The organism is Paenibacillus sp. MAHUQ-45 (genome assembly GCF_058133325.1).
The window spans coordinates 170,680-189,589 of sequence record NZ_JBYUPV010000001.1 but is presented as its reverse complement, the minus strand read 5'-3'; the positions used below and the strand labels follow the sequence as shown (position 1 = coordinate 189,589).

At 46.7% G+C, this 18,910-nt stretch carries 18 protein-coding genes; 5 read left to right on the top strand and 13 right to left on the bottom strand.

Going from position 1 to position 18,910, the window contains the following annotated elements:
• Positions 1 to 15: 15 nt before the first annotated feature.
• The 12 genes from AC3Y23_RS00845 to AC3Y23_RS00790 all read right to left on the bottom strand — a co-directional run bounded on the left by AC3Y23_RS00845 (position 16) and on the right by AC3Y23_RS00790 (position 13,080).
• Positions 16 to 795 (bottom strand): energy-coupling factor transporter transmembrane component T family protein, encoded by a 780-nt coding sequence (locus tag AC3Y23_RS00845; RefSeq protein WP_379194647.1) that lies wholly within the window; start codon positions 793 to 795, stop codon positions 16 to 18.
• A 14-nt stretch (positions 796 to 809) separates the two neighbouring features.
• Positions 810 to 1,400, bottom strand: a complete 591-nt coding sequence (locus AC3Y23_RS00840) for a hypothetical protein (protein ID WP_379194645.1) — start codon at positions 1,398 to 1,400, stop codon at positions 810 to 812.
• Between the two features lie 19 nt (positions 1,401 to 1,419).
• Positions 1,420 to 2,121 carry a Crp/Fnr family transcriptional regulator gene (locus tag AC3Y23_RS00835; RefSeq protein ID WP_379194643.1) on the bottom strand — a complete coding sequence of 234 codons (702 nt, stop codon included), beginning with the start codon at positions 2,119 to 2,121 and terminating at the stop codon, positions 1,420 to 1,422.
• Between the two features lie 38 nt (positions 2,122 to 2,159).
• Positions 2,160 to 2,603 carry an NUDIX hydrolase gene (locus AC3Y23_RS00830; protein ID WP_379195723.1) on the bottom strand — a complete coding sequence of 148 codons (444 nt, stop codon included), beginning with the start codon at positions 2,601 to 2,603 and terminating at the stop codon, positions 2,160 to 2,162.
• 242 nt (positions 2,604 to 2,845) lie between these two features.
• Entirely contained in the window at positions 2,846 to 3,682 is an 837-nt protein-coding gene (locus tag AC3Y23_RS00825; RefSeq protein ID WP_379194640.1) for an SDR family NAD(P)-dependent oxidoreductase, read from the bottom strand.
• A gap of 850 nt (positions 3,683 to 4,532) precedes the next feature.
• On the bottom strand, positions 4,533 to 5,261 hold the full coding sequence (locus AC3Y23_RS00820) for an SDR family oxidoreductase (protein WP_379194638.1): 729 nt from the start codon (positions 5,259 to 5,261) through the stop codon (positions 4,533 to 4,535).
• Positions 5,262 to 5,663: 402 nt separating this feature from the next.
• The gene (locus AC3Y23_RS00815; protein WP_379194636.1) at positions 5,664 to 6,971 is read right to left on the bottom strand and encodes an LLM class flavin-dependent oxidoreductase; all 1,308 of its coding nucleotides are present in this window, start codon (positions 6,969 to 6,971) and stop codon (positions 5,664 to 5,666) included.
• Between the two features lie 11 nt (positions 6,972 to 6,982).
• Positions 6,983 to 7,522, bottom strand: coding sequence for a GNAT family N-acetyltransferase (locus AC3Y23_RS00810; protein ID WP_379194634.1), 540 nt, complete (start codon positions 7,520 to 7,522; stop codon positions 6,983 to 6,985).
• Positions 7,519 to 9,561, bottom strand: a complete 2,043-nt coding sequence (locus tag AC3Y23_RS00805) for an ABC transporter ATP-binding protein (protein WP_379194632.1) — start codon at positions 9,559 to 9,561, stop codon at positions 7,519 to 7,521. The genes AC3Y23_RS00810 and AC3Y23_RS00805 overlap by 4 nt, the downstream gene beginning before the upstream one ends.
• A 22-nt stretch (positions 9,562 to 9,583) precedes the next feature.
• A complete protein-coding gene (locus tag AC3Y23_RS00800) occupies positions 9,584 to 10,408 on the bottom strand; it encodes an ABC transporter permease (protein WP_379194630.1) in 825 nt (274 codons plus the stop codon).
• Between the two features lie 59 nt (positions 10,409 to 10,467).
• Positions 10,468 to 11,391 carry an ABC transporter permease gene (locus AC3Y23_RS00795; RefSeq protein ID WP_379194628.1) on the bottom strand — a complete coding sequence of 308 codons (924 nt, stop codon included), beginning with the start codon at positions 11,389 to 11,391 and terminating at the stop codon, positions 10,468 to 10,470.
• A gap of 24 nt (positions 11,392 to 11,415) precedes the next feature.
• Positions 11,416 to 13,080: an ABC transporter substrate-binding protein gene (locus AC3Y23_RS00790; RefSeq protein WP_379194626.1), complete on the bottom strand. Its 1,665-nt coding sequence runs from the start codon at positions 13,078 to 13,080 to the stop codon at positions 11,416 to 11,418.
• A gap of 268 nt (positions 13,081 to 13,348) precedes the next feature.
• On the opposite strand from AC3Y23_RS00790, the gene AC3Y23_RS00785 reads away from it, so the two are divergent.
• Positions 13,349 to 14,683 carry an LLM class flavin-dependent oxidoreductase gene (locus AC3Y23_RS00785; RefSeq protein WP_379194624.1) on the top strand — a complete coding sequence of 445 codons (1,335 nt, stop codon included), beginning with the start codon at positions 13,349 to 13,351 and terminating at the stop codon, positions 14,681 to 14,683.
• 68 nt (positions 14,684 to 14,751) lie between these two features.
• On the opposite strand, the gene AC3Y23_RS00780 is transcribed toward AC3Y23_RS00785, so the two are convergent.
• Positions 14,752 to 15,375 carry a TetR/AcrR family transcriptional regulator gene (locus AC3Y23_RS00780; RefSeq protein WP_379194622.1) on the bottom strand — a complete coding sequence of 208 codons (624 nt, stop codon included), beginning with the start codon at positions 15,373 to 15,375 and terminating at the stop codon, positions 14,752 to 14,754.
• Between the two features lie 168 nt (positions 15,376 to 15,543).
• On the opposite strand from AC3Y23_RS00780, the gene AC3Y23_RS00775 reads away from it, so the two are divergent.
• The 4 genes from AC3Y23_RS00775 to AC3Y23_RS00760 all read left to right on the top strand — a co-directional run bounded on the left by AC3Y23_RS00775 (position 15,544) and on the right by AC3Y23_RS00760 (position 18,895).
• Positions 15,544 to 16,236 carry a response regulator transcription factor gene (locus AC3Y23_RS00775; RefSeq protein WP_379194620.1) on the top strand — a complete coding sequence of 231 codons (693 nt, stop codon included), beginning with the start codon at positions 15,544 to 15,546 and terminating at the stop codon, positions 16,234 to 16,236.
• Positions 16,237 to 16,316: 80 nt separating this feature from the next.
• On the top strand, positions 16,317 to 17,237 hold the full coding sequence (locus tag AC3Y23_RS00770; protein WP_379194618.1) for an ATP-binding cassette domain-containing protein: 921 nt from the start codon (positions 16,317 to 16,319) through the stop codon (positions 17,235 to 17,237).
• Complete coding sequence (locus AC3Y23_RS00765; protein ID WP_379194616.1) at positions 17,230 to 17,949, top strand: hypothetical protein; 720 nt, start codon at positions 17,230 to 17,232, stop codon at positions 17,947 to 17,949. The genes AC3Y23_RS00770 and AC3Y23_RS00765 overlap by 8 nt, the downstream gene beginning before the upstream one ends.
• Positions 17,950 to 17,971: 22 nt before the next feature.
• Positions 17,972 to 18,895 (top strand): sensor histidine kinase, encoded by a 924-nt coding sequence (locus AC3Y23_RS00760; RefSeq protein WP_379195721.1) that lies wholly within the window; start codon positions 17,972 to 17,974, stop codon positions 18,893 to 18,895.
• Positions 18,896 to 18,910 lie beyond the last annotated feature (15 nt).

The window sequence follows — 18,910 nt, the reverse complement described above, 5'->3', positions numbered from 1 at the left end:
GACCCTCCTCCGTGGTTATAAAGTAATAAAGCATTTTAGTGCCAGGAAGGCCACAAACAATACTACTCCGGCCAGAATGACCCGCTTATCGAGTCCGGTAATTCTGGGATTGTAATAATAAGTTCGCTTGTTTTTTCGCCCTGCACCTTTGAGTGTCAGAGCGAAACTGGTCGTACGGAACCGCTTCAAGAAGACGAATAAGACGGGAACGAGCGTACTTGCGAACCGGACGGAGCGGGCATACAGGTTACCCGAGCGAAAATCGACGCCCCGCACGTATTGCGCGTCCATGACTGTTTTGACATCGAAGATCATCAAACTCCAATACCGCAGCGCAAGCGACACAGATAGTGTCACGAATTCAGGCAGCCCAAACTTTTTCAGACCCATTACAATGTCCTCATTGGAAGTTGTGAACAGTATCAGGAAGAAGAGCAGACACCAGATCAGCGTACGGCAGATAAATTTTAGCGAAAGTCCGATGTTACCCGAAGAAATGATGACTTGCCAATACCCCAAATCCGCCTGAAAGTATGTTGTACCGCCTCCGTCGGACAGAAAATAGGACAAGCTCATGGTGAACGCCAGGATCAGCACGGGGATTAGCAGTAGCCAATGCCAACGCGTTGGGCGAATATAGATGAATAATGCCAGGCAAATAACAAGCAGACCTAGAAGACTTGCGAGCCGATCCATAAACAAAGGGATAAAGGTAAAGAGTAAACCGAAGACCAGTATTTTCGTAAAACCATGCAAGTAGTGCAAAAGTGAATTAGATGGATAATACAATTGCATAAACGTAACCCCCGTCAGCCTAGAAACCTTTTGAAAAATAAGCCGGATTTATTCATATAGTCGGACATCCAAGCGAACAGAAGCGGGCTGAAGATAGCCGCAGCAAGCGTATTGCTGACCTGCATCCAAGGCCAAATGGTGCCCCAGACGACGTTGCCGGGAATTTTTTGAATAAGGACGAGATTCAGTGACACCAGGACCGAGGACAGAACCATGCCGAGCACAACCGTAACGATGAAAACAATACGATCCTTGGCACCTTCAAACCGGACTTTACGGAACGCGATTCCCGGAACGAACCCCATCACGAATTGTGCGAGCAAGGCTAACGGATAAATCGCCGGATTCATGCCAACAACGACCATCGATAAAATATTACCAATTACAAGCCCCGCCGAACCCCAAACGCCAAACCAGACGCCGAACAGCGGAGCAAAGATCGCAGCAGGATACAACACTTGAACCGTACCCAGCTTGATCGGGACAAACCGGGAAATATAGATCGTCGCTCCAAAAATCAGCGCACTGATGACCATAGCCACGATATGACGGGCGGTCACCCCTCTGTTAGGTAATCCTGATTGCATGGAAGTCATTTGGCTCACAATAAACACTCCTTGGATGTTATTTTTCCATGTCCGTTAATTCTTTCTTTAATAAAAAGCGGCTCCATTCATTGCAGATAATCCGGTTCTTATCTACGTAAATAATCTCCCGGTCCTTCAGTTCCTTCAGCACCCGGTTCACACTGCGCAGCGTCACGCCCCACTGGGAAGCTATATCTTCACGTGAGATGGGAATGATAAACGAAGTTTGCCGGTTAAAATTGATATGCTCTACCTGACCGTACAAATAGCGGAGCAGCTTGTGCCTGAGGGACATAGACACGCTGTCAATCGATTTGCGTACCGTCTCCTGCAGCTTCCCGGCCAATTGCTTCGTTAAGTACATTAAGAAGTGGTTATCGGCCAGCAACCATTTAAGATAAATATCCTTTCTCAGTACAAGCGTAGAAGACTGGGACTCCGCGGTAATCCGGCAGACGTACGGCGTCATTAAGGCAATCTCGATATCACTGATCATTTGACCGGGATCAAGATAGGCGATAATGAGAATGGTACCATCTTCCAGAATGTACTCTACCTTCAAGCGCCCTTCGATAACGATATAAAAGACATCTGGATGGTCGCCTTGCTCACATACCAGTTCTTCCGGATAATAGCGCCATAGCTCCCAATGGACAAGCAAGTCCGGCGGCATGTGTTCCAGCATGTCATGCAGCCATCTGTGGGTGTTCATCAAGTTGAGCAGGACGGACTTGTCCATTTGCAGCCTCCATTAACCTTTTTACAACTAGTATTCCCCTAGTACTTCCGATCTTGCAAGATTTGCTTGGCGATTTTCCGAATCGCTTCTGGCATCGACTCTTGATCTAACTTAGCAGCGTCAAGCCAAATCCACTCTTCTTCGGACTCCGTTCCCTCTTTACGAATGACTTCTCCGACATAGATGTAATCGATATGATCATGCTGGTCATCAATGTGTTCAAGCTGAATTCTAATTGGAAAAGTCAAAGGAACTACACCAGGCTCTATATAACTGCCTTCTTGTGCGGACAATAATCGGATCAGATAACCTGTCTCTTCTTGCACCTCTCGAATCGCAGCTTCATCCGGTGTCTCGTTCGGCTCCAGGTGTCCTCCTGGCGGAAAAAAGCACCCCACAAACGGCGGTTTTCTCCTCCGCATGAACAAAAGCGCATCACGTTCTTCATTCAGGACATAGACCGTAGCGGTAAATTCTCGAATTCGTTTCTGCTCGATCTCTTCTCACCTCCACTCACTTGCCTTATTTGATTCTTATTTTAGAGATTTTTTTATACGAAAAAAGGACAATTGTCTAGTAGTGTTAAACAAGGTGACCTCTTTCGTAAAATGAATATTAAACATAAAAAAAAGGACATCCCGACTGGAATATAGCTCCAATATCAGGATGTCCTCTATTTATTTATCTTCTATTATTCACCATTCATAAAGCTGGTCTCTTCATTTTAGGAAGTGAATTCTACCGTTTCACTCACTTGGCGCCACTTGGCATCAGTTGCGGCACGAGCCTTCTCCGCTGCATCTGCATTATCGACCGCATCCTGGCCCAGCAGCAAACGAAGAGGGGCCTCAGGCAGCAAGGCTAGCTCGCTAATAACTTCAGCAAACTTCTCCGGTTCACTGCCAAATTGACCTGAATGCTCTTGCAGCATACGAGCTAATGCTCCAATGGTCTCTTCGTACGGCTGGCTGATTGGCGGAATAGTCATCGAAGAACCCGCCCAATCTGTGCGCATGCCGCCTGGCTCAATGACAGTTACTTTGATGCCAAAAGGAGCCACCTCTTGAGCCAGCACCTCGGAGAATCCGCCGACTGCCCATTTTGCACTTTGATATGCGGCTAAGCCCATAGTAGCAATCCGGCCGCCTACAGATGAAATCTGGATGATATGCCCGCTGCCCTGTTTGCGCAAAATCGGAACGACAGCTTTGGAAACATAGACAACACCGTAGAAGTTCGTATCGATCTGAGCCCGGAAATCATCCAACGTGACATCTTCAACCGATGCGACATCGCCATACCCAGCATTGTTAACCACGACATCCAAACGGCCAAACACTTGAACGGCTTGTTCAACCGCAGCAGACACAGCCTGCTCATCACTGACATCTAGCGCAAGCGGATGAATCTGCTCACCGTATTGCTCCACCAAATCATTCAGCGACTGCGGGTTGCGGGCTGTTGCAATGACATAATCACCTTTTTTCAGAACGGTTTCTGTCAGACTGCGACCAAGACCTCTAGAACTGCCGGTAATGAACCATACGTTTGGTTTAGACATTTGATATTCTCTCCTTTTATTTAATATCGCGGCTTCCATTCTGCTTTGATATTATCTATTTATCTCACTTCTGTATAATAAACGATCATTCAGTTATAGTCAATCTGGTGCAAAAACTTACCATATATCACTTATCACTTATCACTTATCACTTATCACTTATCATGTAGTTCAGTGCCAAAAACCCGCGAAATAGCCTTCTAAAATGAGCTCTGACGCGGGTCCTTATATTATTTAATCCACCTGATGCTATATAGAACAACATTTAAAAACAAACATAGCCAAGAAAAAAGAGAGCTTACATAAGAAGTATAATTAACGGCTTTTTCGTACCTTAAATCCTCTGCAGCCAAGGATTAATGGAAATTAAGTGCAATATTGCACCTTAAATCTTCCGGGATACCCCATCCAGCGGGCTTTTTCGAAAAATAAGATGCAATAATGCCCTTATTTCCCTCATTTGCCTATTTTGAAGAAAAATAAGGTGCAAAAATGCCGTTAGTTGGGGTGGTGCCCCCTCTTTATCACTGTTAAGACGACTGGTGAAGGGGAAAATACCGCTTCTAGTGACATCGCTGGATTTGAACAGCCATGGATTATAGTCTTGCTGTCGAAAGTCTATGTTCCAGTGTTCCAGTGTTCCGCTGCTAGCTTTCCTATGGAAAGTTTTCAGGCGGTCGCTTTCGCTCAATCCTACAGTTCCAAACTTCCCCGTTCCCTCATCTTCGCTTTTTGTTAAATTCTTTTGTCCAGCTTATTTTGTCCAGCTTATTTTGTCCAGCTTATATAGAGCACTGTGATGAAGTCAATCATCCCGTTCCATATGACCGTCTACGTTTCAGAGGTAAGCTTACCAAGGAACCACGCCGTCTTCGTTAAAGAAGCTTCCTGTAGGTCCATCCTCTGGCAGTGTCGCGAGAGTAACAATAATTTTAGCTGCTACCTCAGCTGAACGATGGCCTTGGTTACCCGTTAAGTCTGTAGAGGTATAGCCCGGGTCAGCCGCATTGATCTTCAATGCTGTATTTCTAAATTCCTTGGCGAACATGATCGTCAATGCGTTCACAGCCGTTTTGGAGCTTGGGTAAGCAAGGAAGTTAAAATTAGCATATTCGGCAGCCGTATTGCTCATAAAGGCTAATGAACCGAGTCCACTGGATACATTAACAATTCTACCTGCCGGGGCCTTAGTCAGCAAAGGAAGAAACGCCTTCGTGACAGCAAATACGCCGAAAAAGTTCGTCTCATACGTTGCCTTCAAATCAGACAATTCCAGTTGGCTTGGCTTAGCAAATGCTTCAAAAGAAGCTCCAGCATTATTAATCAATACATCGAGGGAACTAAATTCATCAGCAATTTGCTTGGAGGCAGCATCAATTGTACCCTGATCCGTAACGTCGAGCACAATGTGACGAGCATCGAAGCCTTCGCTTACCAGCTGTGCTGCTGCTTCTTTTCCTCTCTCCGCGCTACGCGCTCCTAGCAGGATAGTATATCCTAGAGCGCCCAATTGTTTAGCTGCCGCGTACCCAATCCCCTTGTTGGCTCCGGTGATCAGAACAGTCTTTGTATGTGGCATGGTTTTACCCCGTTTCTGTATAGAATTTGGTTGAATACTATATAAGTCGAACTTATGATCATCACTTAAGGCTCGGTCGTCACTTCGGTGAATGTTTGGACTTCCGGTCGCTGTTGTCCCCAGATTTCTTTCTATTGGACCGCTGTTTGCGGTTGAAATCCGGAGACAGCTTTTGCTTCCGATGTGAGCTTTCCTGCAGAAAGCTTTCAGGCGAACGCTTGAGCTCCTACAGTTCCAAACCTTCCCCTTCGTTCCTTCTCGCTTTTCGTTATTTTCATTTGTTCATCTTATATAGTGACACTCACACTCTACAACTTGGAGTATACTCCAAGTCAAGCGCCGCCATACTGGGCAGTCCATCGTTCAAATTCCGTCCATATTTACGGGGAAAACCTCTAGCCTTTAAGATTGAGCGTGACGATTCTTCGGTATGCTGAGTCCCAGATTCTCTCTAAGTGTAGAACTCTCGTAAGCTGTGCGGAATAAGCCACGCTCTTGCAGAATCGGTACCACTTCATTTAAGAAATCATCCAGTCCAAACGGGCCGAAAGGCACGAACATAAAGCCATCTGCAGCGCCTGCTTCAAACCACGCCTGCAATTTGTCTGCGATTTGTTCAGCTGTGCCCATGAATGGACTGCGCGGAGTTGTCGCCTCCAAAGCAAGCTGTCTGAGCGTTTTACCGCTCTGCAGTTCTTCTGTAAAGTACTTATAGGTTCCTTCCTGACCCGGAATCAGCTCCAGCAGGTTTATTGCCGGTTCATCCAGTGGATACTGCGAGAGATCAAGATGGTTAAAGAATCGGCTGGTATAGTTAAGCGCATGCTCGATAGTGACCAGGCCTGCAATCTCCTGATATTTTTGCTCAGCTTCCTCCGCGGTCGCGCCCACAACAGGAGAGATATTAGGGAACACCAGTATATCGTCTGCCGATCGTCCGAAGCTTACCGCTCTTTGCTTCATATCTTCTCTAAAAGCAATCGCTTCTTCGATACTCTGTGGAATCGCGTAGATCGCATTGGCATATTGGGCGGCAAAGTTACGGCCCGGTTCTGACAAACCGGCTTGGAAAATAACCGGCTGCCCTTGCGGAGAACGCTCAATGTTCAGCGGCCCTTTGACAGAAAAGAATTTACCTTCATGATTCAGGGTGTGCATCTTCGCGGGATCAAAGAATACCCCTGTCTCCTTGTTGCGTACAAAGGCGTCGTCTTCCCACGAATCCCATAACCCTTTAGTGATTTCCAGATATTCCGTGGCCAATTCATATTTTTCGTCATGATGGACTTGCTTTCCATTAAAGTTATTGGCCGCTCCATCCAGTAAGCCTGAGGTAACTACATTCCAGCCTGCCCGTCCGCCACTCATTTTATCCAGCGATGCAAATTGACGTGCGATGGTAAAAGGATCACTGTAAGTAGAAGATACTGTACCCACAAGGCCAATATTCTTCGTTACAGTAGCCAGAGCGCTGAGCAAGGTAATCGGTTCAAAGCGATTTAGAAAATGAGGCAGCGACTGTTCCGTAATATATAAACCATCCGCAATAAAAAGAATATCGAAAAGTGCAGCCTCGGCCTTTTGTGCCCATTCCTTGTAAAGTTCAAAATCGATACTTGCGTCCGCTTTCGCATCGGGATGTCGCCATTCAGACATGCTTCCGCCGACACCACGCAGGTTGATTGCCAGTTTAATTTTCCGATCGCTCATTGAAATTCCTCCTATAGTTCAGCTGGTAAGTCAAGCCGAAAGCCTTCCATGAAATTTTCTCCCAGATGAAGATCCTGGTCACTTGAACGGACAAACCCCAGATGTTCATATAATCTCGCAGCCGATGCATTGGTTTCCAAGGACGTATGCAGATATAGGTAGCCGGCTCCAGCGTTCCATGCTCGCTTCGCGCTCTCTTGAATAAGCCGTGTAGCAATTCCCTTCCCTTGCCATCCAGGTAAGACAGCTAATCTGCGCAAAACTGGCGTTGCAATTGTCTGCAGGGTGTCACCGTACGCTTCATCTGCCGTATGGAATAGCTCTGCTGTTCCAACAATAAGACCTTCCGCTTCAGCCACAATGCGCTCCTGAGAACCTGGCTCCAGATACTTGCGCAGTGTCTCCTTCAGCGATTCTCTGACTTCGGGGTAGGTCACGGCGTAGCTTTCCCAAGCCCGAGACAGTACCTCAACCACTGATTCATAGTCAGCAGGGACTGCGCTGCGGATCGTAATTAATACCTTCTGTTCCGAAGAATTGGACAAGCTCATGATAAGTCTCCTTCAAATAGGATAGGGTGATGACAAGCTACGTGATGTTGCTCTCCGACATTTTGCCATACAGGGTCTTCAACTCTGCATTTGTCAGTGGCTGCAGGACATCTTGGATGAAACTTACAGCCTGTCGTCTGGAACGTCTGCGAGGGAACTTCCCCCTTTAACAGCCCATGTGCTTTTTTACCGGAAGGGTCCGAAGCTGGGATGGCTGATAATAACGCATGGGTATACGGATGAGCTGGCGAGGCATACAACGCTTCTGTAGGGGCAAGCTCCACGAGCTGGCCCAGATACATCACCCCTACACGGTCTGATAAATGCCGGACGACATGGAGATCATGGGCGATGAATAGAAAGGTCAGTCCGAGCCTGCGCTGCAGATCCTGCAGCAAATTAATAATTTGCGCCTGTACAGATACATCCAGGGCAGAGACCGCTTCATCGAGAACGATGAATTTTGGGTTTAACGCAATCGCCCGGGCAATGGCAATACGTTGCCGCTGCCCGCCGGAGAATTCATGAGGATAACGATCTGCAGATGCAGGCTCCAGTCCAACCAGAGCCATCAGTTCTTCTACTCTCACTCTTCTTTCCTTAGAAGATAACGAGAGATGGACCTTTAGTGGCTCACCAATAATATCCGCCACTTTCCAGTGAGAGTTGATAGAACTATACGGGTCCTGGAACACCATCTGCATCTCACGGCGCAAACCTCTTAAATCCTTGCTTTTCGTCTCAGCCAAGTCTTGTCCTTCCCAATGAATTTGGCCTGAAGTCACCTTCTCCAGTTGAAGCATCATGCGCCCCAGTGTTGATTTCCCACTTCCAGACTCCCCTACCAGGCCGAACGTCTCCCCTTTCAGAATCTGTAAAGAGACCTCATCCACTGCACGAACACCTTGCTTTTTCCGGGATAGAACCCCCCTGCTGGTATGGAATCTTTTAGATACCTTCAACGCTTCGATCAATACTTCTGGATCGCCTATATTGGTGTGAGACGCAACGACAGCGGCCTGTGCATCCTCTTCATAAGTCTGCTGTTCCGCACCCAGTGGAAGTGCTGATATGTCATCGGCATGCCAGCAAGCAACCATGTTCGTGCCGTTCGTAATGGCAGGCGGCTCCTCAGAACGACACTGATCCGTAGCAATTGCACAGCGCGGATGAAAACGACAGCCTCGCGGCAAATCCGCCAGACTTGGGATAGAACCCGGAATATGATAGAGCGGCTTCGTACGATCACTCTGTAACGTCATAACCGATTGCAGCAGTCCACGTGTGTACGGGTGCTGTGGCTTCGCATAGAGGGAATTAACATCGGCGACTTCTACCACTTTACCTGCATACATAACTGCGACCCGATCGGCCATCTCTGCAGCGATCCCCAGATCATGGGTGATCAGCAGAATGGACATGTTGAACTCTTCCTTCAATTCCTGTAGTAGCTGCAGGATCTGAGCTTGGATGGTAACATCCAGCGCTGTCGTCGGTTCATCGGCAATAAGCAGCTCCGGTCCGCAGGTCAGAGCCATTGCAATCATGACACGCTGCCGCATGCCTCCCGACAGTTCATGCGGATACTGCTTCATCCGGAGCTCCGGATCGACAATACCTACACGGTCCAGCAAAGAAATTGCCCGATTTCGTGCTTCCTCCTTCGTGGCCAGCCCATGATGAATCAGGATTTCCATCATCTGTTGACCAATCGTAAAGATAGGATCAAGCGCCGTCATCGGCTCTTGAAAGATCATCGCGATCTTCCGGCCGCGAAGTGCCCGCAGCTCACGAGGGCTTAGCTCTGCCAGATTGAGTCCATTCAATTGGATAGAGCCTTGCGTGATACGCCCATTGTCATAATCAATGAGCCGCATAACAGATAAGGAAGTGACCGTTTTCCCGCTCCCCGACTCTCCAACCAAAACTAGCGTTTCTCCCGGAGCAATGGTCAGATTGATATCGTTCACCATATTTCGAGGTCCTTGCGGTGTCATAAAATCAACGGACAGCTCTTTAATATCGAGTACATTGTTCAAGGGATATGCGTCCTCCTTTCTTTTAACCTTTTCGAGGGCCGATTGCAGACTGTAACTCGTCCCCTAGAAAGTTAATCGACACCACTAGCAAAGTAATGGCAAGACCAGGGAACGTCGCAATCCACCAAGCCATTGAGATATAGCTCCGTCCCTCTGACAGCAAGCTCCCCCAATCCGGAATTTCTTCCGAACTCCCGAGTCCAAGAAAACTGAGTCCAGAGCCCATTAGGATCGCACTGCCCACGCCAATCGTCCCCATTACCAGCAAAGAGGAGAAGGCGTGTGGCGCGATATGCGAGAATAAAATTCTAAGATGTGAGGTACCATTGCTTCTCGCCGCTTCGATGAATGTGCGATTCTTTATCGTTAGCACCTGTCCGCGTAGCACGCGAGCAAAGCTGGGAATGATCGAAATACTTACAGCGATAATTAGATTAAATTTACTTGGCCCCAGTACCGCTGAAACCGTCAGTGCCAACAGAATTCCTGGTATGGTCATCAGCGTATCAATAAGACGCATCAGCACAGCATCGATGAACCCCCCGCCATAGCCGGCAATAGCACCGATCAATGACCCAATACCTCCGCCGAGCAGCACCGCAGAAATCCCGATGATCAAAGCGTCCCTACTGCCATAGATAACCAGGCTTAATATATCTCGTCCAAAATAATCCGTTCCGAGCCAGTGAGTCCCGTTAGGTGCCTGCAAAATATCTGCCCCATTCATCTCGGTAGGAGAATAAGGAGCAATCCAGCCAGGAACAATCGCAAACAGCACCAGACAAGCAATCATCAGTATGGAGACGGCTATCATTGCCCTTGAAAAAAGACTTCGTTTAGCGTTCACCTTATTCGTTCCCTTTCTGCTTCGCCAATTGGCTCATGGTTTGCCTTTATGCCTTCAAGTTAGGCTTGGCGAATCCTTGGATCAATGATCGCATACGACAGGTCAACCAATAGATTGACCAGAATATAGATTGAAGCCGTGAGTAGAATCGCCCCTTGGACTACAGGCAGATCTTTTGCCAAAATGGCATCGAGAATTACTCTGCCTACCCCTTGCCTTGCAAACACGGATTCAATAACAACCGCACCCGCAAGCAGTTCTCCGAGGAGCATCCCCATCATCGTCACCGCTGGAATGAGCGCATTACGCAGGACGTGCTGATACATCACGCTTCTCTCCGGCAGCCCCTTCGCACGCAGCGTTCTTACAAAGGGTTCATGCACTACTTCCAGAATACTGCCTCGCACCATACGAGCAATCAGCCCTGAGCCTACAATGCCCATCGTCGCTGCCGGGAGGATGAGATACTGAAACCCTCCCACTCCTGAAGCCGGAAGCCATTGCAGGTTAACGGAAAAGAGGAGCACAAGAAGAATAGCTACCCAGAACGTCGGCATCGAAATGCCGAAAATACTGAGCAGCCGAATGAGATGATCAAGACTGCGATGCCGGTACACAGCAGACACAACGCCTAGCAGCACACCAAACACTATGGATATAGCCATACTTAGAAGCGTTAACCACAATGTTGCAGGGAATTGCGCCATAAGCTTGGTCATAACGGATTCATTATCCACGAGCGACTTTCCAAAATCCCCTCGGAATACCTTGCCCATATACTGGAGGTATTGCTTATACAGCGGCTGGTCCAACCCGAATTCATGCTTCAGTTTGGCCACAACCTCCGGGGATACGGGATTTCCTGCGATTTTAATATTGATTGGATCTCCTGGCAGGAGGTGCAGAAGAAAGAACACAAGTGTTACGGTGCAGAGCAAGACCACGATGGAGACTAGTAGTCGGTAAAGAATAGTTCTAAGCATTTCCCCCCGTCTCCCTCCTGCTGCCTATTTCGAGACTGCAACGTCATAGAATTGTGGATACCCCGGGAAGTCAAATGTAATTCCGCTCACTTTTTTACTTGCAGCAATGGTGTATGGGAACACATATACAGGAATAGACACGGCATTCTTCACAAAGTATTGTTGCAGTTCTTTATACACCGCAACCCGCTTCTCCGGATCGGCTTCCTGGTAAGCGTCTGTTAACTGCTGCTCAATCTGCGGATCATAGAAACGAGCAAAGTTGGAGTTCGCATATTCATTCGTAGACCAGTTCGCTTTGGAGAAAATGGTTCTTAAAATATCAGGATCTCCGCCAGCAAAGCTGTGGCCCACCAGATCATAGCTGGCAGCTTTCAGTGCATCTACATAAGGACCAGCAGCCATAATCGAAACATTCATTTTCACGCCGATTTGCTTCACCTGCTGCTGCACCATTTTAATGATGTCGCCGCGTTTTTCTCTATTGCCGGTGATATCAATATAATTGATCTCCAGTGGCTTGCCGTCTTTTTCGCGGACACCGTCCGCACCTAACTTCCAGCCTTCTTCATCAAGCAATTGGTTAGCATGCTGAATATCTACCTTATATGAATCTTCCAGGGAAGAATCGTAGCCTAAGGTTGAGGAGGACAATGGACTCCATGACCGCGGGAATGTGCCAAGATACAAAGATTTCACAATCGCATCGATATCGACAGTGGACTGTACCGCCTGGCGAAGCTTCACATTATTCCACGGTGCTTTCTCATTATTAAAGGTGAGTTGGAAAGTAGCACCTGGGAGTAGCGCCTTCTGAATCTGGTAATTAGCGTCTTTCTCCAATACGACAATATTTTGTGCCGGAATAGATTCGGCGGCAAGCACCTGACCACTTTGCAAGCTGCTGACACGAGTGGCCTCTTCCGGAATAAGCTTCAATACGATTTTATCCAAATAAGCTGGACCACTATGTTCAGCAGCCGGCGAAGGCCATTTATAATCACTGTTTTTCTCCAGCACGATCTCGGAATTGGCAACCCAGGAGGCCAGCTTGAATGGACCGGTTCCTACAGGATGCTGACCAACGTCCTCACCATACTTCTTAAAGGATTCAGGAGATTGAATGCCCAGCGTGGATTTAGCCAGATTGCTTAAGAAAGGCGTAAACGGTTCTTTAAAATTCACTTTTATCGTGGACTCGTCGATGACCTCGGAAGATTCGTACGGTCCTAGCAATTGTTTCGCATAAACGGACTTCCCGTTAGGATCAGCACTTCTGTCAAAATTGACTTTTACTGCCTCTGCGTTGAATGGCGTACCGTCATGGAAAGTAACGTCTGTACGCAGCTTGAAGGTATAACTCTTCTTATCTGCTGAAATTTCCCAGGACTCTGCCAGCCAAGGATTGATCGTATGATCTGGCAGCTCGCCCACCAAACTATCGAATATATTCCGGCCAACCCGGAAGTCAATATCAGAAGAGGTGACCCCTACATCCAGCGTGCTCGGAGATCCCGCAAGGGCGAAGGTTAACTCCCCGCCCGCAGCAGGAGTAGATGCCGGAGCTTTATCTGATGATGCTGTATTAGCAGGAGCATTCTTATCACCACTGCTGCATCCTGAGACCACTAATGAAAATCCAATAGCCATAACAATGGCCCATTTAAACTTTGGAAAAGAAAGATTCATGGTTACACCCCTTGTTTTTTTCGCATAGGAATACATGGAATTAAAGCACAAGTTGACCGCGCGTTCAACTTGTGATCAATTATATTCACTCCCTATGACACTGTCAATTTTAAATTTTCTTATTTCAAATTAGTTATTTTGATGACATATATTCGAATTGACAGCCAGGTAGGAAGCAAGCTATAATGATTCACAAATTAAACGAACGGTCAATCTGTTGGGCGATCTGCACTTTAATCCGAGTATACTCATTCTCTTAGTAGATCAAATGGTGGGAGGAATCGTTGTGAGTCTGAAAAAAATAAAATTGGCTGTGAACTTTCGTGGCGTTGGGGACAGCATTTCTGAATGGAGACACCCTGATGTTCAGTCGGACGCCAGTGTGAATTTTGAGTTGTATAAGCAGTGGGCCCAAAAAGCCGAGTCTGCCCTTTTAGATGCCATCTTTATTGCGGACGGCTTGTATATTACAGAACAGTCACTACCCCATTTTTTAAATCGCTTTGAACCCATCTCGCTGCTGAGTGCCTTAGCGGCAGTAACTTCCAACATTGGTCTAGTCGGAACCGTATCTTCCACCTTCAGTGAGCCTTTTACACTGGCACGCCAGTTTGGAACGCTTGATAAAATTAGCGGGGGAAGAGCCGGTTGGAATGTTGTGACTTCTGGCACGCTTGATGGGGCGGCGGATAATTATAACGAAAAACATATTGAGCACGATGCGAAGTACAGATTGGCCACCGAATTTCTGGAGGTTACAAAAGGATTGTGGTCATCCTGGGAAGAGGATGCCTTCGTACGCGACAAGGAAAGCGGCGTGTTTTTTGACCCTGCCAAAATGCATACCCTGAACCATAAGGGAGAGTTTTTCTCTGTCAAAGGACCGCTGAGCATTGAACGTTCGCCGCAGGGTCAGCCTGTTATTTTCCAAGCAGGAACATCAGAAGTAGGTCGCAATTTTGCAGCAGAGCAGGCGGATGCCATCTATTCCATCCCCGAGACAATCGCAGAATCCATTGCTTTTAGAGAGGATATGAGAAGAAGAGTGGAGACCTTCGGTAGATCAGGGGACGATATTCTAGTCTTCGCAAGCATCGCTCCAGTTGTGGGTAGAACCGCAGAGGAAGCAGAGCAGAAATATCAGGAAATGGCGAGCCTCGTCACGATCACGGATGCCCTTAAATACACCAGCCGCTTTTTTAATCACCATGATTTGACGCAGTATCCACTGGATGAGCCAGCATTGCATTTGCTCGATCTTGTCCCGACTCAACAAGGTTCCCTGAAGAACTTTACCGAAGCTCTGAAAAGCGGAAAAACGCTCCGCCAGCTGGCTTTAGAAGCTACAACTCCGCGCAGTCCGTTTATGGGCACACCGGCCCAAGTCGCAGATACACTACAGGAATGGTTTGAAGCAGGCGCCGTAGACGGATTCATGTTGGTCCCGTTCGGTCCTTTCGGAATGGATGACTTCTTAAGTGAAGTGGTGCCAATTCTGCAAGAACGCGGTTTGTTCCGAACCGAGTATGACAGCGATACGCTTAGAGGAAATTTGGATTTACGTATTCCGCAGAACCGTTATGTAACGAATGAATCCCTTTAATAAAACGTCAAAAAACCGTGAAGCTCTTGGTAAATCAAGCGATTCACGGTTTTTTATATTTATAGCTGCTATTGACGAAGAAACAGCTTCAGCGCATTTTCAACATTATTATTATCAAACAGTCCTTCATTCCTAGTATTCTCCATAAACATGCCATTCACGATCGAGGAATAATGAATCGCCAGCTGGTAAGGATCACCTTCGATGAGCTGCCCAGCGTTTTGCCCCTGCTTGATGATTTCGGCAACGGTTTGCCGATTAAAAGTATAAGCTTTATCCACGTCACTCTTATAAGGCTCAGGCAAATGTTCAAAATTGAGAAATTGCATGGAAAAGGCCAGATTAAATCGCATTTCGACGGCATCCCCAGCGAGCTTAGACTTTTGCAAGATAACTACATCCTTAGCCAATTGACAAAGTCTTTCCCAGGCTGTCCCTTCCATCACATACAGGAGATGATTCGCATCTTCCTCCGATAAACCTAGGATATCAACAGCCAAAATGCTATACAACTCAACTTTGGATTCAAAATAGTTATAGATCAGACCTTTGCTCATGCCCGCAGCTTTAGCAATTTCACTGATCGTTGTGGCCTGAAGCCCATTCTCTACAAATAGTGGGAGAGCCGATTTCAAAATTTGTTTTTTCCGCTCTTCACGGAGTTGAATATCTTTTTCATGATTTCTGGGCATCCTATAATCTCCTAATTAATCGAAATATCCTTTCCAACAATTATAAGCCAATGGGTTGTGTTTGCAACAGTTGTAAATAAGCTCTCGATGCCCTTTGCAATTTCATCGTATATTTCCTACAATTTAACGTACTTATACACATTTGAAACGGACAAAGGGGAATAAATCATGAGCTACCGCATTTTAATTGTTGAGGATGATATGGATATTAATCAGCTGCTAGCACGAATATTGAACGATAACGGCTACACGGTGACCAGCGCTTATTCAGGTTCGGAAGGCCACCTGTTAATGAGACTTGAGACATTTGATTGCTTGTTACTGGATTTGATGCTGCCGGGAATGGACGGGAAGTCGTTGATTGCAACGATTCGGGAGAAGCATACAATGCCCATCATCGTCATCTCCGCCATGCTGGGTACGGATGCTCGCGTAGCCACGCTGCGTCTGGGAGCGGATGACTTCATCGCCAAGCCTTTTGAAAATGAAGAAGTATTAGCTCGTGTAGAGGCACAACTCAGAAGAAGCCAAGTCTTCTCTAAAAGCACTACCCCCTCATCCGCTACATTGCTTCGTCATAAAAATTGTGAATGTAATACCGCAACAATGACGGTTAGCATTAATGGAACACCCATCGACCTCACATCGCTAGAATATCAGATCCTCACCCTCTTTTTGCAGCATCCGGATCGCGTATTTACCCGTTCTAATATTTTCACTTCTTGCTGGAAGCAAGAGTTTCTGGGTGAAGATAATACAGTAGACGTACATATCAGTCGTATTCGGAGTAAAATTGCGCAGGTAGACAGCGAGGAATACATTAAGACCGTGCGTGGCATAGGTTATCGCTTGAATCCGTGAACTTCAGAAAGTCTTCAGAATTCCTTCATGCTCTTGTATTCTTCGTTAGCTAAGATAAGTACATCGAAGGAGGTATGGTCATGAGCGAAAACATCGTCGCCACGAATGGTTTATCTAAAAAATACAACTCTTCCTTTGCACTGATGGATTGTTCCTTAACCATAGAAAAAGGTCAGATCTATGGCCTGGTAGGAAAGAACGGTGCAGGTAAAACCACATTGATGAGACTCATCTGTGGTCAGAGTTATCCGACGTCGGGATCACTTACTTTGTTTGGAAATAGTGATTCCCGAAAGCTCGAAGAGAGCCGCACACGCATTGGCTGTGTGATTGAGTCCCCCACATTTTATCCCAACCTTTCAGCCAAGAAAAATTTGAAGATTTATTGCATGAAAAAAGGAATACCGATTACTAATGAGCTTGACGAGTTGCTGGAATTTGTAGGTCTGGGGGATGTAGGCCGTAAAAAATTCTCCCAGTTTTCCTTAGGCATGAAAGAACGGCTAGGCATTGCCCGTGCACTGCTTGGTAAACCGGAGTTTCTGGTGCTGGATGAGCCTACGAACGGTCTTGATCCTTTGGGAATCTCACAGATTCGGGAATTGATCCTGAAGCTTAATCAAGAACAGGGTGTTACCATTCTGATCTCCAGCCATATTTTGAAGGAGCTCAGCTCCATAGCCACCCATTATGGGTTCATTGACAACGGAATGCTGATTGAGCAGGTTAGCGCCAAGGAACTCGAGTTACAATCCAAAGGCGCACTGGTCATCAAAGTCAGTAACACAGCAAAAGCATCTACGGTGCTGGATATCTGCGGCTATAAGAATTATAAAGTTTTTCCTGAGAATATTATTCGCTGTTACGACCCAGTGGACCATCCGGAGCAGATCAATCGGGAGCTTAACGAGAATGGCGTAGACGTATTCTCATTAACGGAAGAGAGAAAAGATCTCGAGGATTACTTCATAAGCTTGTTAGGAGAGAGATCAAATGCTTAATTATTGTAAAGCTGATTTATATCGTATTGGTACCCGCTTTTCTTTTTTGGTATGGTGCTTCGTTTTGATCGCTGTTCCGGCCCTGCTGATCATTGGCGTAGGCAGCCACTATGCTCCATCCATCGTTGTCCGCATTGTTCCTAGCCTCATGTATGCAGCCTTTTTCTTTATCACGCTAATCATTACAGAATACACATTCCGAGAAGATATGCAGCTGGGATTGTATAAAAATGATACAACCAGCGGCATCACACGCATGACGATCTTTATTTCCAAATATTTCAGCGGACTCCTGCTCTTATTGCTCATGTGGATACTATGCTCTGCTTCCGTCTTGGCTTCAGTCTTTTATAGCTTCGGTGCAGCAGATGGGAATACTATGCTTCAAGAAATGGGTTCTACGACGATGATTTCTAATTTTCTCAGTATCGCTGCCTATCTCGCCTTGTTCCAGATGCTTAGTGTGCTGATTCAAAAGACAGCCTCCCTGATCCTGGTGTGTATTCTGTGTAGCACGATATTTTCTAATGTAAGCAACATGCTAAGTTCAACCTTCCCTGGTCTTAGCAAAGTGTTGGCTTACCTAAATCCGGTGGCTGAGAACAGCGCACCCTCTGTAACGCTGCAGATTGTAATGCTCATCATCCCAGTGGTCTGTGTTGTCGTGCTACTAGGTGTTGGTAGTTTCTTATTCCGCAAAAAAGAACTTTAAGGAGACCGATATGCTCATTGTGATGATCGTTTTAGGTGCAGCAGCCTGCTTATTTGCAATCCTCTATAGCCTGCAGGTCTCTCAGACGCGGCGGCTGATGCAAAAACTCAGACAACTGAACGATGAAGAACGATCCCAACTCGTCACGATGAGCTTTCCCTCCAAGCTGAATCAGGAGCTTGTGATTGAGATTAATCGGCTGATCGGTGCCAAGGAACAGATGGCGCGGTCTTATCAGTGGAATGAAAAGCAGTTGCATCAAAGAATCTCCAATATTTCGCACGATATGCGAACACCGTTAACAGCTATTTTAGGCTATCTACACATGTTGATCCAGAACAAGGCGACCGATCAGGAAAAATCGCACTATCTTCGTATTGTGGAGAAAAGGGCCCGTGCGCTCCATCGTCTTATATGGGATTTCTACGATCTATCCCGCTTGGATGAAGGTGAATATGCGCTTGAATCCACTTTAATCGACGTCAACGAGATTGGTCTGAATTTACTGGCTGAAGTCTATGACGATTTTGAATCCTCTGGATTTCAAGTGGACGTTTCTCTTCCTCCTGCTGCCCCAAAGGTTATTGCGGATGCCAACGCCGTACATCGGGTCATTGAGAATGTGCTCCAGAATGCCAAGAAACATGGAAAAAATAAATTACGGGTGGATAGCAAGGTGGAGTCCGGCTCAATCGTGATGTCCTTTGCCAATGAAAGTGAGTTCATCACCAAACAAGAGCTGTCCCATGTGTTCGACCGCTCATATACCACAAGCAGCAGCAGAACAAATGACAGCACTGGACTCGGACTTTCCATATGTCAATCGCTGCTCACTCAGATGGGTCATAACATTACGGCCGACTATACCGATGGGATTTTCATAATTACAATTATTTGGAATATTGAGAGTGAGGAATATAATAATGACGAAGCAAAAAGCAAGTAGGGGAACTGGAACCTG

Bases quoted from the DNA above. Each gene is read 5' to 3' on its own strand.
- AC3Y23_RS00845 (WP_379194647.1), bottom strand. From the start codon at position 795: ATGCAATTGTATTATCCATCTAATTCACTTTTGCACTACTTGCATGGT.
- AC3Y23_RS00835 (WP_379194643.1), bottom strand. From the start codon at position 2,121: ATGGACAAGTCCGTCCTGCTCAACTTGATGAACACCCACAGATGGCTG.
- AC3Y23_RS00825 (WP_379194640.1), bottom strand. From the start codon at position 3,682: ATGTCTAAACCAAACGTATGGTTCATTACCGGCAGTTCTAGAGGTCTT.
- AC3Y23_RS00820 (WP_379194638.1), bottom strand. From the start codon at position 5,261: ATGCCACATACAAAGACTGTTCTGATCACCGGAGCCAACAAGGGGATT.
- AC3Y23_RS00815 (WP_379194636.1), bottom strand. From the start codon at position 6,971: ATGAGCGATCGGAAAATTAAACTGGCAATCAACCTGCGTGGTGTCGGC.
- AC3Y23_RS00810 (WP_379194634.1), bottom strand. From the start codon at position 7,522: ATGAGCTTGTCCAATTCTTCGGAACAGAAGGTATTAATTACGATCCGC.
- AC3Y23_RS00795 (WP_379194628.1), bottom strand. From the start codon at position 11,391: ATGCTTAGAACTATTCTTTACCGACTACTAGTCTCCATCGTGGTCTTG.
- AC3Y23_RS00790 (WP_379194626.1), bottom strand. From the start codon at position 13,080: ATGAATCTTTCTTTTCCAAAGTTTAAATGGGCCATTGTTATGGCTATT.
- AC3Y23_RS00785 (WP_379194624.1), top strand. From the start codon at position 13,349: ATGGTGGGAGGAATCGTTGTGAGTCTGAAAAAAATAAAATTGGCTGTG.
- AC3Y23_RS00780 (WP_379194622.1), bottom strand. From the start codon at position 15,375: ATGCCCAGAAATCATGAAAAAGATATTCAACTCCGTGAAGAGCGGAAA.
- AC3Y23_RS00775 (WP_379194620.1), top strand. From the start codon at position 15,544: ATGAGCTACCGCATTTTAATTGTTGAGGATGATATGGATATTAATCAG.
- AC3Y23_RS00770 (WP_379194618.1), top strand. From the start codon at position 16,317: ATGAGCGAAAACATCGTCGCCACGAATGGTTTATCTAAAAAATACAAC.
- AC3Y23_RS00765 (WP_379194616.1), top strand. From the start codon at position 17,230: ATGCTTAATTATTGTAAAGCTGATTTATATCGTATTGGTACCCGCTTT.
- AC3Y23_RS00760 (WP_379195721.1), top strand. From the start codon at position 17,972: ATGATCGTTTTAGGTGCAGCAGCCTGCTTATTTGCAATCCTCTATAGC.